Source organism: Pseudomonas sp. GB2N2 (genome assembly GCF_054897705.1).
On record NZ_CM142701.1, the window covers coordinates 4,541,463 to 4,554,781 of the forward strand.

Below are 13,319 nucleotides of genomic sequence, written 5' to 3' on the forward strand. Positions count from 1 at the left end.
CCACAGGCTTAAACCGGTTATCCAAGGGCCTCATTGGCACATGACCACAGGGTTTTGATTCTCTGTACACATTGAATATAAAGGCTTGTGTAGATCTATCCACAGAAAACGTGCTCTGTAGAAATAAACATAAAAACAAAGATTTAATAAATTTCTTTCTTTTTAATTTCTATAACCGCGACTTTTCCACAGCTGGTTAAATTTTGTGCAAAGGGTTCTTTAGGAAGGGCGAAGTCCCTATACTTGCCGACCGGGTCCAGAAACCCGGGCTCAAACTATTCCTGAATTACCTACTTAAGCAGGCACGAGGTGCGTGGTGGATTTCCCTTCCCGTTTTGAAGTGATCGTCATCGGCGGCGGTCATGCCGGTACCGAGGCAGCACTGGCGTCAGCACGCATGGGGGCGAAAACCCTGTTGCTGACGCACAACGTGGAAACCCTCGGTGCCATGAGCTGCAACCCTGCCATTGGCGGCATCGGTAAAAGCCACTTGGTGAAAGAAATCGACGCCCTCGGTGGCGCGATGGCCATGGCTACCGACAAGGGCGGTATTCAGTTTCGCGTGTTGAACAGCCGTAAAGGCCCGGCCGTGCGTGCAACTCGCGCTCAAGCCGACCGGGTTCTGTACAAAGCCGCTGTCCGCGAAGCCCTGGAAAACCAGCCGAACCTGTGGATATTTCAACAACCCGCTGATGACCTGATCGTCGAACAGGACACGGTGCGCGGTGTTGTCACCCAAATGGGCCTGCGTTTCCTCGCCGACTCCGTGGTGTTGACCACTGGCACCTTCCTCGGTGGACTTATCCACATCGGCATGCAGAACTATTCCGGTGGTCGCGCCGGTGATCCGCCATCGATCGCCCTCGCTCACCGTCTGCGTGAACTGCCGCTGCGTGTCGGTCGCCTGAAAACCGGGACACCGCCGCGTATCGACGGTCGCTCCGTGGATTTCTCGGTGATGACCGAACAGGCAGGCGATACGCCGATTCCGGTGATGTCGTTCATGGGTTCCAAAGAACAGCACCCGAAGCAGGTCAGTTGCTGGATTACCCACACCAACGCCCGTACCCACGAAATCATTGCCGCCAACCTCGACCGTTCGCCGATGTATTCCGATGCCGGGTTGATCGAAGGCATTGGTCCGCGTTATTGCCCGTCGATCGAAGACAAGATCCACCGCTTTGCCGACAAGGAAAGCCATCAGGTCTTCATCGAACCGGAAGGTTTGACCACCCACGAGCTGTACCCGAACGGGATCTCCACCTCCCTGCCGTTCGATGTTCAATTGCAGATCGTGCAATCGATCCGCGGCATGGAAAACGCGCACATCGTTCGTCCGGGCTACGCCATCGAGTACGACTACTTCGACCCGCGCGACCTGAAGTACAGCCTTGAAACCAAGGTCATCGGCGGTCTGTTTTTCGCCGGGCAAATCAACGGCACGACGGGCTACGAAGAGGCCGGCGCCCAAGGTTTGCTGGCCGGGGCCAACGCTGCACTGCGCGCTCAAGGCAAGGATTCCTGGTGCCCGCGTCGTGATGAGGCGTATATCGGCGTGTTGGTCGACGACCTGATTACCCTGGGAACTCAAGAGCCGTACCGGATGTTCACGTCCCGTGCCGAATACCGCCTGATCCTGCGTGAAGACAACGCCGACCTGCGCCTGACCGAAAAGGGTCGCGAGCTAGGTCTGGTCGACGATGCGCGTTGGGAGGCGTTCTGCACCAAACGTGAAAGCATCACGTTGGAAGAACAGCGCTTGAAAAGCACATGGGTGCGCCCGGGCACCGAGCAAGGCGATGCGATTGCCGAAAAGTTCGGCACGCCGCTGACTCATGAATACAACCTGCTCAACCTCTTGAGCCGTCCGGAAATCGACTACGCTGGGCTGATCGCCGTGACTGGTGGCGGCGCGGAAGATCCACAGGTTGCCGAGCAGGTCGAAATCAAAACCAAATACGCCGGCTACATCGATCGTCAACAGGATGAAATCGTTCGTCTGCGCGCCAGTGAAGACACGAAACTGCCTGTGGATATCGATTACACGAACATTTCCGGTCTCTCCAAAGAGATCCAGAGCAAGCTCGGCGCGACCCGTCCAGAAACCCTGGGCCAGGCGTCACGTATTCCGGGCGTCACGCCGGCAGCGATTTCGCTGTTGATGATTCATTTGAAAAAACGCGGCGCGGGCCGTCAGTTGGAGCAAAGCGCTTGAGTTCGTTGGTCACCTCGCAACACGCCGAAGAGTTATCCACAGGTGCTCGCCAGCTCGGTGTCACACTCACAGAAACCCAGCACGCGTTGCTGCTGGGCTATCTGGCCCTGTTGATCAAATGGAACAAGGCTTACAACCTGACCGCCGTGCGCGATCCGGACGAAATGGTCTCCCGTCACCTGCTCGATAGTCTGAGCGTGATGTCGTTCATCGAAAACGGCCGCTGGCTGGACGTTGGCAGCGGCGGCGGCATGCCGGGTATCCCGTTGGCCATCCTGTTTCCAGCGTCGCAAGTGACCTGCCTGGACAGCAACGGCAAGAAAACGCGCTTCCTGACGCAGGTCAAACTCGAACTCAAACTGGATAACCTGCAAGTTATCCACAGCCGCGTCGAAGCTTTCCAGCCTGCACAACCGTTCAACGGGATTATTTCCCGGGCATTCAGCAGCATGGAGAACTTCAGCAACTGGACGCGCCACCTCGGCGACGCCGATACACGCTGGCTGGCAATGAAGGGCGTTCATCCAGCCGATGAGCTGGTAGCATTGCCGGCAGACTTCCACCTCGATAGCGAACACGCCCTGGCCGTACCTGGTTGCCAAGGCCAACGCCATCTGCTGATACTGCGCCGCACGGCATGATTGGGAACACAAGCAAGAATGGCTAAGGTATTCGCGATTGCGAACCAAAAGGGTGGTGTGGGTAAAACCACCACCTGCATCAACCTCGCAGCTTCCCTGGTCGCTACCAAGCGCCGGGTGCTGTTGATCGATCTTGATCCACAGGGCAACGCCACCATGGGTAGCGGTGTGGATAAACACGGCCTGGAAAACTCGGTCTACGACCTGCTCATCGGTGAATGTGACCTGGCCCAGGCCATGCACTACTCCGAGCACGGTGGTTACCAGTTGCTGCCGGCCAACCGCGATCTGACGGCGGCTGAAGTGGTTCTGCTGGAAATGCAGATGAAGGAAAGCCGTCTGCGCAGCGCGCTAGCGCCGATCCGTGAAAACTACGATTACATTTTGATCGACTGCCCACCCTCGCTGTCGATGCTGACCCTGAACGCATTGGTCGCGGCTGACGGGGTAATTATCCCCATGCAGTGCGAGTACTTTGCGCTCGAAGGCTTGAGCGACCTTGTGGATAACATCAAGCGCATCGCCGAACTGCTGAACCCGAACCTGAAAGTCGAAGGCCTGTTGCGGACCATGTACGACCCGCGCCTGAGCCTGATGAACGACGTGTCGGCGCAGTTGAAAGAACACTTCGGCGAGCAGCTCTACGACACCGTCATTCCGCGCAACATCCGCCTGGCCGAAGCGCCAAGCTATGGCATGCCGGCGCTGGCGTACGACAAGACATCGCGTGGCGCCATTGCCTATCTGGCACTGGCCGGCGAGATGGTTCGTCGTCAGCGCAAAAATTCACGCACTGCCGCTGCTCAGCCAACTTAAGGAATCCCCATGGCCGTCAAGAAACGAGGTCTCGGACGTGGACTGGATGCACTGCTGAGCGGTCCGACTGTCAGCTCGCTGGAAGAACAAGCGGTTCAAGCCGATCAACGTGAGCTGCAACACCTGCCCCTGGACCTGATTCAGCGCGGCAAGTACCAGCCACGCCGCGATATGGACCCGCAGGCACTGGAAGAGCTGGCACAGTCGATCAGGGCGCAAGGCGTGATGCAGCCGATCGTGGTGCGTCCGATCGGTAGCGGTCGTTTCGAGATCATTGCCGGTGAACGCCGCTGGCGCGCCAGTCAGCAGGCTGGCCAGGAAACCATCCCGGCGATGGTTCGCGACGTGCCGGATGAAACAGCGATCGCCATGGCGCTGATCGAGAACATCCAGCGCGAAGACCTCAATCCGATCGAAGAAGCGGTCGCCCTGCAGCGTTTGCAGCAGGAATTCCAGCTGACTCAGCAACAAGTGGCCGAAGCCGTGGGCAAGTCCCGCGTGACCGTCGCCAACCTGCTACGCTTGATCGCGTTGCCGGAAGTCATCAAAACCATGCTGTCCCACGGTGACCTGGAAATGGGTCATGCGCGTGCTTTGCTTGGTTTGCCGGAGAATCAACAGGTTGAAGGGGCGCGACATGTTGTCGCACGGGGGCTGACTGTGCGCCAAACTGAGGCACTGGTTCGCCAGTGGTTGAGTGGCAAACAGGAACCTGCCGAACCGGTAAAAACCGACCCGGATATCGCCCGACTTGAGCAGCGCCTGGCTGAGCGCCTAGGCTCTGCGGTGCAGATCCGACACGGAAAGAAGGGGAAGGGGCAGTTGGTGATCGGTTACAACTCCCTCGATGAGCTTCAGGGTGTGCTTGCGCACATTCGCTGAAACATTTCCTCATGTAGCGTGCAGTCGGAAATCACTACCTGACAGTTGAATAGGGGCTGAACCGCCCCTATACTCTGCGCGCATTTTGTCGGCACAAATTATGCCAAGTTATTGAATTCTGGCAGCCGACCATTGGAGAGTAATTGTGATGGAAAGCCGCACGCCAAACCGCTTGCCGTTCCATCGCCTGGCAGTTTTTCCGGTGTTAATGGCTCAGTTTGTCGTTTTGCTGATCGCCGCTTTGGCGCTGTGGCAATGGCATGGAGTCGTTGCCGGGTACTCAGGACTTTGCGGAGGCCTGATAGCCTTGCTTCCCAATGTTTATTTCGCTCACAGGGCATTTCGGTTTTCCGGCGCCCGAGCAGCTCAAGCCATCGTCCGGTCTTTTTATGCCGGCGAGGCGGGCAAACTGATTTTGACGGCAGTGCTCTTTGCATTGACGTTTGCAGGTGTGAAGCCATTGGCGCCGCTAGCGGTATTCGGCGTCTTCGTGTTGACCCAAATGGTCAGCTGGTTCGCGCCCCTGCTGATGAAAACAAGACTTTCGAGACCTTAGGGCGTTTGAGGCAACCATGGCAGAAACAACCGCTTCGGGCTATATCCAGCACCACTTGCAGAACCTGACCTTCGGTCAGCACCCAACTGGCGGGTGGGGTTTTGCCCACACCGCAGCTGAAGCCAAGGAAATGGGCTTCTGGGCTTTCCACGTCGATACCCTCGGCTGGTCGGTCGCGTTGGGTCTGATCTTCGTTCTTCTTTTCCGCATGGCGGCAAAGAAGGCGACTTCCGGTCAGCCTGGTGCTTTGCAGAACTTCGTTGAAGTATTGGTCGAATTCGTCGATGGCAGCGTGAAAGACAGCTTCCATGGCCGTAGCCCGGTGATTGCACCGCTGGCACTGACCATCTTCGTCTGGGTCTTCCTGATGAACGCCGTCGACCTGATCCCGGTCGACTGGATTCCTCAGCTGGCCATCCTGATCACCGGCGACCATCACATTCCGTTCCGTGCGGTGTCGACCACTGACCCGAACGCTACCCTGGGCATGGCTCTGTCGGTGTTCGCGTTGATCATTTTCTACAGCATCAAGGTCAAGGGCATCGGCGGCTTCATCGGCGAACTGACCCTGCACCCGTTTGGCAGCAAGAATATCTTCCTGCAAGCGCTGCTGATTCCGGTGAACTTCCTGCTGGAATTCGTGACGCTGATCGCCAAGCCGATCTCGCTGGCACTGCGTCTGTTCGGCAACATGTACGCCGGTGAGCTGGTCTTCATTCTGATTGCTGTGATGTTCGGCAGCGGTCTGCTCTGGCTTAGCGGCCTGGGCGTAGTTCTGCAGTGGGCGTGGGCTGTGTTCCACATCCTGATCATCACCCTGCAGGCGTTTATCTTCATGATGCTAACCATTGTCTACCTGTCGATGGCGCACGAAGAAAACCATTAAGACCAGTCTCGACTAGTCTGATGTCCCACCCGGTCAAACGGGTGGGTGCCCGAACAGGGCTATGAAACGATTTGTTTTACCGCTTTAAAATCTAAAAAACCTAAACCATACGACGTAAAAGTCGGGAGGAAAGATGGAAACTGTAGTTGGTCTAACCGCTATCGCTGTTGCACTGTTGATCGGCCTGGGCGCACTGGGTACCGCAATTGGTTTCGGCCTGTTGGGCGGCAAGTTCCTGGAAGGCGCCGCGCGTCAGCCAGAAATGGTTCCAATGCTGCAAGTTAAAATGTTCATCGTTGCCGGTCTGCTCGACGCCGTCACCATGATCGGTGTAGGTATAGCTCTGTTCTTCACCTTCGCGAACCCATTCGTTGGTCAACTCGCTGGCTAATCACTCGAACCTTCGAGTGATTGGTTTGATGTGCAACGAACGAGCGAGGTGTTGGCGTGAACATTAATGCAACCCTGATTGGCCAGTCCGTTGCGTTCTTCATTTTTGTACTGTTTTGCATGAAGTTCGTGTGGCCTCCGGTCATCGCGGCTTTGCACGAACGTCAGAAGAAGATCGCGGATGGACTGGACGCTGCCGCCCGAGCAGCTCGCGACCTGGAGTTGGCCCAAGATAAAGCGGGTCAACAACTGCGCGAAGCTAAGGCTCAAGCAGCTGAAATCATTGAGCAAGCCAAGAAACGCGGTAATCAGATCGTTGAAGAGGCTGTTGAAAAAGCCCGTATCGACGCTGACCGTGTGAAGGTCCAGGCTCAGGCCGAGATCGAGCAGGAACTGAATGGTGTCAAAGATGCGCTGCGTGCCCAACTGGGTGCTCTGGCCGTCGGCGGCGCCGAGAAGATCCTGGGTGCCACAATCGATCAAAACGCGCACGCGGAGCTGGTTAACAAACTGGCTGCTGAAATTTAAGCGAGGGCGATCATGGCAGAATTGACCACGTTGGCCCGACCTTACGCTAAGGCAGCCTTCGAGCACGCCCAGGCCCACCAGCAACTGGCCTCTTGGTCAGCCATGCTCGGCCTGGCTGCAGCAGTGTCGCAAGACGACACCATGCAGCGCGTGCTCAAGGCCCCGCGACTGACGAGCGCAGACAAGGCCGCCACGTTTATTGACGTGTGCGGCGACAAGTTTGATGTGAAGGTGCAGAACTTCATCCACGTCGTTGCCGAAAACGACCGTCTCCCGCTTTTGCCGGAGATATCCGCTCTGTTCGACCTGTACAAGGCTGAACAAGAGAAGTCGGTAGACGTTGAAGTGACCAGTGCTTTCGCATTGAACCAAGAACAGCAAGACAAACTCGCCAAGGTTCTCAGTGCACGACTCAACCGGGAAGTGCGCCTGCAAGTCGAGGAAGACAAATCCCTTATTGGGGGCATTGTCATCCGCGCCGGCGACCTGGTTATCGATGGCTCGGTTCGCGGCAAACTCGCGAGCCTTGCCGAAGCATTGAAATCTTGAGTTTGAAGGGGCAGCAGAGCAATGCAGCAACTCAATCCTTCCGAAATAAGTGAAATTATCAAGGGCCGCATCGACAAGCTCGATGTGACCTCCCAAGCCCGTAACGAAGGCACTGTCGTCAGCGTATCTGACGGTATCGTGCGGATTCACGGTCTGGCCGACGTAATGTACGGCGAGATGATCGAGTTTCCGGGCGGCGTCTTCGGTATGGCTCTCAACCTCGAGCAAGACTCTGTAGGTGCCGTAGTTTTGGGCTCCTACCAGTCTCTGGCTGAAGGCATGAGCGCCAAGTGCACCGGCCGCATCCTCGAAGTTCCGGTTGGTAAGGAACTGCTGGGTCGCGTAGTCGACGCACTGGGTAATCCTGTTGACGGCAAAGGTCCGCTGAACAACACCGAGACCGATGCGGTCGAGAAAGTTGCTCCAGGCGTGATCTGGCGTAAGTCGGTAGACCAGCCTGTACAGACTGGCTACAAGGCTGTCGATGCCATGATTCCTGTCGGCCGTGGCCAGCGTGAGCTGATCATCGGTGACCGTCAGATCGGTAAAACCGCTCTGGCGATCGACGCGATCATCAACCAGAAGAACAGCGGCATTTTCTGCGTCTACGTTGCAATCGGTCAGAAACAATCGACCATCGCCAACGTGGTTCGCAAGCTGGAAGAAAACGGCGCGCTGGCTAACACCATCGTCGTCGCAGCGAGCGCTTCGGAATCTGCAGCATTGCAATTCCTGGCACCGTACTCCGGTTGCACCATGGGTGAATTCTTCCGCGACCGCGGTGAAGACGCGCTGATCGTTTATGACGATCTGTCCAAGCAAGCAGTGGCTTACCGCCAGATTTCCCTGCTGCTGCGCCGTCCACCAGGCCGTGAAGCTTACCCAGGCGACGTGTTCTATCTCCACTCCCGTCTGCTGGAGCGCGCATCCCGCGTTTCGGAAGAATACGTAGAGAAGTTCACCAAAGGCGCAGTGACCGGCAAAACCGGTTCGCTGACTGCACTGCCGATCATCGAAACCCAGGCTGGCGACGTTTCCGCGTTCGTTCCGACCAACGTGATTTCCATCACCGACGGTCAGATCTTCCTGGAATCGGCCATGTTCAACTCCGGGATCCGTCCTGCTGTGAACGCCGGTGTTTCGGTATCCCGTGTGGGTGGTGCCGCTCAGACCAAGATCATCAAGAAGCTCTCCGGTGGTATCCGTACCGCTCTGGCTCAGTACCGTGAACTGGCGGCATTCGCCCAGTTCGCTTCTGACCTGGACGAAGCGACCCGTAAGCAACTTGAGCATGGTCAGCGCGTTACCGAGCTGATGAAGCAGAAGCAATACGCACCAATGTCGATTGCTGACATGGCGCTGTCGCTGTATGCCGCTGAGCGTGGGTTCCTGACTGACGTTGAAATCGCCAAGATCGGCAGCTTCGAACAAGCGCTGATTGCTTTCTTCAACCGCGATCACGCCGATTTGATGGCGAAGATCAACGTGAAGGGTGACTTCAATGACGAAATCGACGCTGGCCTCAAAGCCGGTATCGAGAAGTTCAAGGCCACCCAAACCTGGTAAGCCGCAGCGGGGGCCGAAAGGCTCCCGCTTGCTAACCTGATAGGTGTTACATGGCAGGCGCAAAAGAGATTCGCAGTAAGATTGCGAGCATCAAAAGCACGCAAAAGATTACCAGCGCCATGGAAAAAGTGGCGGTCAGTAAAATGCGCAAGGCACAAATGCGCATGGCTGCTAGCCGTCCTTATGCGGAGCGCATCCGCCAGGTTATTGGTCATTTGGCCAACGCTAACCCGGAATATCGCCACCCATTCATGATCGACCGTGAAATCAAGCGCGTTGGTTATGTCGTGGTGAGCAGTGACCGTGGTCTGTGTGGTGGCTTGAACACCAACCTGTTCAAGGCCTTGGTCAAGGACATGGCGAAAAACCGTGAAAACGGCGTCGAGATCGATCTGTGTGTTGTGGGTAGCAAGGGTGCGGCTTTCTTCCGCAACTTCGGCGGTAACGTCGTAGCAGCTATCAGCCACCTGGGTGAAGAGCCGTCGATCAATGACCTGATCGGCAGCGTCAAGGTGATGCTGGATGCCTACCTGGACGGCCGTATTGACCGCCTGTCCGTGGTGTCCAACAAGTTCATCAACACCATGACGCAGCAGCCTACCGTGGAGCAATTGATTCCATTGGTGGCAACCCCGGATAAGGAACTCAAGCACCACTGGGATTATCTGTACGAACCGGATGCCAAAGAGCTGCTTGACGGCTTGATGGTCCGTTACGTGGAGTCGCAGGTCTACCAGGCGGTGGTCGAGAACAACGCGGCTGAACAGGCTGCGCGGATGATCGCGATGAAGAACGCTACCGACAACGCCGGTGATTTGATCAGCGATTTGCAGCTGGTCTACAACAAGGCGCGTCAGGCTGCGATCACCCAAGAGATCTCGGAAATCGTCGGCGGCGCTGCCGCGGTTTAACGGTTCAAATATTCAGAGGATCCAGCTATGAGTAGCGGACGTATCGTTCAAATCATCGGCGCCGTTATCGACGTGGAATTCCCACGCGACAGCGTACCGAGCATCTACAACGCGCTGAAAGTAGTGAGCGCGGCTGAAACCACCCTGGAAGTTCAGCAACAGCTGGGCGACGGCGTGGTTCGTACCATTGCGATGGGTTCCACCGAGGGCTTGAAGCGCGGTCTGGAAGTCACCGACTCTGGCGCTGCCATCTCCGTACCGGTCGGTAAAGCGACGCTGGGCCGGATCATGGACGTGCTGGGTAACCCGATCGACGAAGCTGGCCCGATCGACACCGAAGAGCGCTGGGGCATTCACCGTCCTGCGCCAACCTTCGCTGAACAAGCGGGCGGCAACGACCTGCTGGAAACCGGCATCAAGGTTATCGACCTGGTTTGCCCGTTCGCCAAGGGCGGTAAAGTCGGTCTGTTCGGTGGTGCCGGTGTAGGCAAAACTGTAAACATGATGGAACTGATCCGTAACATCGCCATCGAGCACAGCGGTTATTCCGTGTTCGCCGGTGTGGGTGAGCGTACTCGTGAGGGTAACGACTTCTACCACGAGATGAAGGATTCCAACGTTCTGGACAAAGTGGCACTGGTTTACGGTCAGATGAACGAGCCGCCGGGTAACCGTCTGCGCGTAGCACTGACCGGCCTGACCATGGCTGAGAAGTTCCGTGACGAAGGTAACGACGTTCTGCTGTTCGTCGACAACATCTATCGTTACACCCTGGCCGGTACTGAAGTATCCGCACTGCTGGGCCGTATGCCTTCCGCAGTAGGTTACCAGCCGACCCTGGCCGAAGAGATGGGTACTCTGCAAGAGCGCATCACTTCGACCAAGAACGGTTCGATCACTTCGATCCAGGCGGTATACGTACCGGCGGATGACTTGACTGACCCGTCGCCAGCGACCACCTTCGCCCACTTGGACGCCACCGTCGTTCTGTCCCGTGACATCGCTTCCCTGGGTATCTACCCGGCGGTCGATCCACTCGACTCGACTTCGCGTCAGCTGGACCCGAACGTGATCGGCCAGGACCACTACGACACCGCTCGCGGTGTACAGTATGTTCTGCAGCGTTACAAAGAACTGAAGGACATCATTGCGATCCTGGGTATGGACGAGCTGTCGGAAACCGACAAGCAGTTGGTAAACCGTGCTCGTAAAATCCAGCGTTTCTTGTCGCAGCCGTTCTTCGTGGCTGAAGTCTTCACCGGTGCATCGGGTAAATACGTTTCCCTGAAAGACACCATTGCTGGCTTCAAAGGCATCCTCAACGGTGACTACGACCACCTGCCAGAACAAGCGTTCTACATGGTCGGCGGCATCGAAGAAGCGATCGAGAAAGCCAAGAAACTGTAATCCCGGCGCCCGGCAACGGGCGCTAATTTAGGTTGAGGCAATCAGATGGCTATGACAGTCCATTGCGATATCGTCAGCGCGGAAGGGGAAATTTTCTCCGGCCTGGTCGAGATGGTGATTGCGCACGGTGCACTGGGTGATCTTGGTATCGCCCTGGGCCACGCGCCGCTGATCACTAATCTCAAGCCAGGCCCGATCCGCCTGGTCAAGCAGGGCGGGGAAGAGGAGGTGTATTACATCTCCGGTGGTTTCCTCGAGGTTCAGCCGAACATGGTCAAGGTTCTTGCCGACACCGTGCAACGGGCTGCCGACCTGGACGAAGCCTCCGCTCAGGAAGCCGTTAAGGCTGCCGAGAAGGCCTTGCATGAGCGGGGCGCGGAATTCGATTACGGTTCTGCCGCCGCACGTCTGGCCGAGGCTGCAGCTCAGCTGCGCACCGTCCAGCAGATCCGCAAGAAGTTTGGCCACTAACAGGCCTCTACTAAATTGCGCGATTGATAAAAAAGGGTAGCCTCGGCTACCCTTTTTTCTTTTCCGAATTTAATTACTTGGTCGCAACCGCTGACCACCCAGGATTGGTAGCCAGTCATGTCTCTTGAAATCGTTATCCTCGCTGCTGGACAGGGCACTCGCATGCGCTCGGCGTTGCCGAAAGTCCTGCATCCGATTGCCGGCAATTCGATGCTTGGCCATGTTATCCACAGCGCCCGGCAACTTGATCCACAGCGCATTCACGTCGTGATCGGCCACGGAGCCGATGCCGTGCGTGAACGTCTGGCGGCGGATGACTTGAATTTTGTTCTGCAGGACAAGCAACTGGGTACCGGCCACGCGGTTGCCCAAGCGGTGCCATTCATTGAGTCCGACACCGTTTTGATTCTCTACGGTGACGTGCCGTTGATCGAAGTCGACACCCTCCAGCGCCTGCTCAAGCACGTTGCTCCACAGCAACTGGGCTTGCTGACCGTCGAGCTGGACGACCCGACCGGCTATGGCCGCATCGTCCGTGATGCCGCTGGCAAAGTGACCGCCATCGTCGAGCAAAAGGACGCCGACGAAACCGAGCGCGCGATCACCGAAGGCAACACCGGCATTCTGGCGGTGCCCTTTGCCCAACTCGGCGACTGGATGAGCCGGCTCTCCAACCACAATGCCCAAGGCGAGTACTACCTGACCGACGTGATCGCGATGGCGGTCAGCGATGGCCTGGTAGTGGCTACCGAGCAGCCGCATGACGCCATGGAAGTGCAGGGCGCCAACGACCGCAAGCAACTTTCCGAACTCGAGCGTCACTATCAGTTGCGCGCCGGCCGTCGTTTGATGGCCCAGGGCGTGACCCTGCGCGACCCGGCCCGCTTTGATGTGCGTGGTGAAGTGACCGTCGGCCGCGATGTGCTGATCGACATCAACGTGATCCTCGAAGGCAAAGTCGTCATTGAAGACGACGTGGTCATCGGTCCGAACTGCGTGATCAAGGACAGCACCTTGCGCAAAGGTGTGGTGATCAAAGCCAACAGCCATATCGACGGTGCCATCCTCGGCGAAGGCAGCGATGCGGGGCCGTTCGCCCGTCTGCGTCCGGGGACGGTGCTGGAGGCTCGCGCGCATGTGGGTAACTTTGTCGAACTGAAAAATGCTCACCTCGGCGAAGGCGCGAAGGCCGGACACCTGACCTATCTGGGCGATGCCGAAGTCGGAGCGCGGACCAACATCGGTGCAGGCACCATCACCTGCAACTACGACGGTGCCAACAAATGGAAAACCGTGTTGGGAGAGGACGTGTTCATCGGCTCCAATAACGCTTTGGTGGCGCCTGTGGATATCTCCAGCGGCGCAACCACCGCGGCCGGATCGACCATTACCCAGAATGTGGATAAGGATCAGTTGGCCGTCGGCCGTGCGCGCCAGAAGAATATCGATGGCTGGAAGCGGCCGGTGAAGATCAAGAAGCCGTAAGTTCCACAGATCTTTT

The 13,319-nt window shown here is 57.2% G+C and carries 14 protein-coding genes; all 14 read left to right on the forward strand.

Annotated features, from left to right (window positions below; genetic code table 11):
• Positions 1-316: 316 nt before the first annotated feature.
• The 14 genes from mnmG (at position 317) to glmU (ending at position 13,303) form a co-directional block, all read left to right on the forward strand.
• Complete coding sequence (gene mnmG / locus ACYZT4_RS21000) at positions 317-2,215, forward strand: tRNA uridine-5-carboxymethylaminomethyl(34) synthesis enzyme MnmG (protein ID WP_461982781.1); 1,899 nt, start codon at positions 317-319, stop codon at positions 2,213-2,215.
• A complete protein-coding gene (gene rsmG, locus ACYZT4_RS21005) occupies positions 2,212-2,856 on the forward strand; it encodes a 16S rRNA (guanine(527)-N(7))-methyltransferase RsmG (protein WP_461982782.1) in 645 nt (214 codons plus the stop codon). The genes mnmG and rsmG overlap by 4 nt, the downstream gene beginning before the upstream one ends.
• An 18-nt stretch (positions 2,857-2,874) precedes the next feature.
• Complete coding sequence (locus tag ACYZT4_RS21010; RefSeq protein ID WP_017341702.1) at positions 2,875-3,672, forward strand: ParA family protein; 798 nt, start codon at positions 2,875-2,877, stop codon at positions 3,670-3,672.
• Between the two features lie 9 nt (positions 3,673-3,681).
• Positions 3,682-4,554 (forward strand): ParB/RepB/Spo0J family partition protein, encoded by an 873-nt coding sequence (locus ACYZT4_RS21015; protein ID WP_461982783.1) that lies wholly within the window; start codon positions 3,682-3,684, stop codon positions 4,552-4,554.
• Between the two features lie 148 nt (positions 4,555-4,702).
• Positions 4,703-5,110 (forward strand): F0F1 ATP synthase subunit I, encoded by a 408-nt coding sequence (locus ACYZT4_RS21020; protein WP_461982784.1) that lies wholly within the window; start codon positions 4,703-4,705, stop codon positions 5,108-5,110.
• 16 nt (positions 5,111-5,126) lie between these two features.
• Positions 5,127-5,996 carry a F0F1 ATP synthase subunit A gene (gene atpB, locus ACYZT4_RS21025; protein ID WP_461982785.1) on the forward strand — a complete coding sequence of 290 codons (870 nt, stop codon included), beginning with the start codon at positions 5,127-5,129 and terminating at the stop codon, positions 5,994-5,996.
• 133 nt (positions 5,997-6,129) lie between these two features.
• A complete protein-coding gene (gene atpE / locus ACYZT4_RS21030) occupies positions 6,130-6,387 on the forward strand; it encodes a F0F1 ATP synthase subunit C (protein ID WP_002555987.1) in 258 nt (85 codons plus the stop codon).
• A 56-nt stretch (positions 6,388-6,443) separates the two neighbouring features.
• A complete protein-coding gene (locus tag ACYZT4_RS21035) occupies positions 6,444-6,914 on the forward strand; it encodes a F0F1 ATP synthase subunit B (protein ID WP_259497800.1) in 471 nt (156 codons plus the stop codon).
• 12 nt (positions 6,915-6,926) lie between these two features.
• Positions 6,927-7,463: a F0F1 ATP synthase subunit delta gene (locus ACYZT4_RS21040; RefSeq protein ID WP_461982786.1), complete on the forward strand. Its 537-nt coding sequence runs from the start codon at positions 6,927-6,929 to the stop codon at positions 7,461-7,463.
• Between the two features lie 21 nt (positions 7,464-7,484).
• A complete protein-coding gene (atpA, locus tag ACYZT4_RS21045; protein ID WP_461982787.1) occupies positions 7,485-9,029 on the forward strand; it encodes a F0F1 ATP synthase subunit alpha in 1,545 nt (514 codons plus the stop codon).
• Positions 9,030-9,079: 50 nt separating this feature from the next.
• A complete protein-coding gene (gene atpG / locus ACYZT4_RS21050) occupies positions 9,080-9,940 on the forward strand; it encodes a F0F1 ATP synthase subunit gamma (RefSeq protein WP_461982788.1) in 861 nt (286 codons plus the stop codon).
• Positions 9,941-9,967: 27 nt separating this feature from the next.
• Entirely contained in the window at positions 9,968-11,347 is a 1,380-nt protein-coding gene (gene atpD / locus ACYZT4_RS21055; RefSeq protein ID WP_140665206.1) for a F0F1 ATP synthase subunit beta, read from the forward strand.
• Between the two features lie 45 nt (positions 11,348-11,392).
• Positions 11,393-11,818 (forward strand): F0F1 ATP synthase subunit epsilon, encoded by a 426-nt coding sequence (locus ACYZT4_RS21060; protein ID WP_007969909.1) that lies wholly within the window; start codon positions 11,393-11,395, stop codon positions 11,816-11,818.
• A 117-nt stretch (positions 11,819-11,935) separates the two neighbouring features.
• Positions 11,936-13,303, forward strand: a complete 1,368-nt coding sequence (gene glmU, locus ACYZT4_RS21065) for a bifunctional UDP-N-acetylglucosamine diphosphorylase/glucosamine-1-phosphate N-acetyltransferase GlmU (protein ID WP_461982789.1) — start codon at positions 11,936-11,938, stop codon at positions 13,301-13,303.
• Positions 13,304-13,319: the final 16 nt, after the last annotated feature.

Bases quoted from the DNA above. Each gene is read 5' to 3' on its own strand.
- ACYZT4_RS21010 (WP_017341702.1), top strand. From the start codon at position 2,875: ATGGCTAAGGTATTCGCGATTGCGAACCAAAAGGGTGGTGTGGGTAAA.
- ACYZT4_RS21015 (WP_461982783.1), top strand. From the start codon at position 3,682: ATGGCCGTCAAGAAACGAGGTCTCGGACGTGGACTGGATGCACTGCTG.
- ACYZT4_RS21020 (WP_461982784.1), top strand. From the start codon at position 4,703: ATGGAAAGCCGCACGCCAAACCGCTTGCCGTTCCATCGCCTGGCAGTT.
- atpB (WP_461982785.1), top strand. From the start codon at position 5,127: ATGGCAGAAACAACCGCTTCGGGCTATATCCAGCACCACTTGCAGAAC.
- atpE (WP_002555987.1), top strand. From the start codon at position 6,130: ATGGAAACTGTAGTTGGTCTAACCGCTATCGCTGTTGCACTGTTGATC.
- ACYZT4_RS21040 (WP_461982786.1), top strand. From the start codon at position 6,927: ATGGCAGAATTGACCACGTTGGCCCGACCTTACGCTAAGGCAGCCTTC.
- atpA (WP_461982787.1), top strand. From the start codon at position 7,485: ATGCAGCAACTCAATCCTTCCGAAATAAGTGAAATTATCAAGGGCCGC.
- atpG (WP_461982788.1), top strand. From the start codon at position 9,080: ATGGCAGGCGCAAAAGAGATTCGCAGTAAGATTGCGAGCATCAAAAGC.
- atpD (WP_140665206.1), top strand. From the start codon at position 9,968: ATGAGTAGCGGACGTATCGTTCAAATCATCGGCGCCGTTATCGACGTG.
- ACYZT4_RS21060 (WP_007969909.1), top strand. From the start codon at position 11,393: ATGGCTATGACAGTCCATTGCGATATCGTCAGCGCGGAAGGGGAAATT.
- glmU (WP_461982789.1), top strand. From the start codon at position 11,936: ATGTCTCTTGAAATCGTTATCCTCGCTGCTGGACAGGGCACTCGCATG.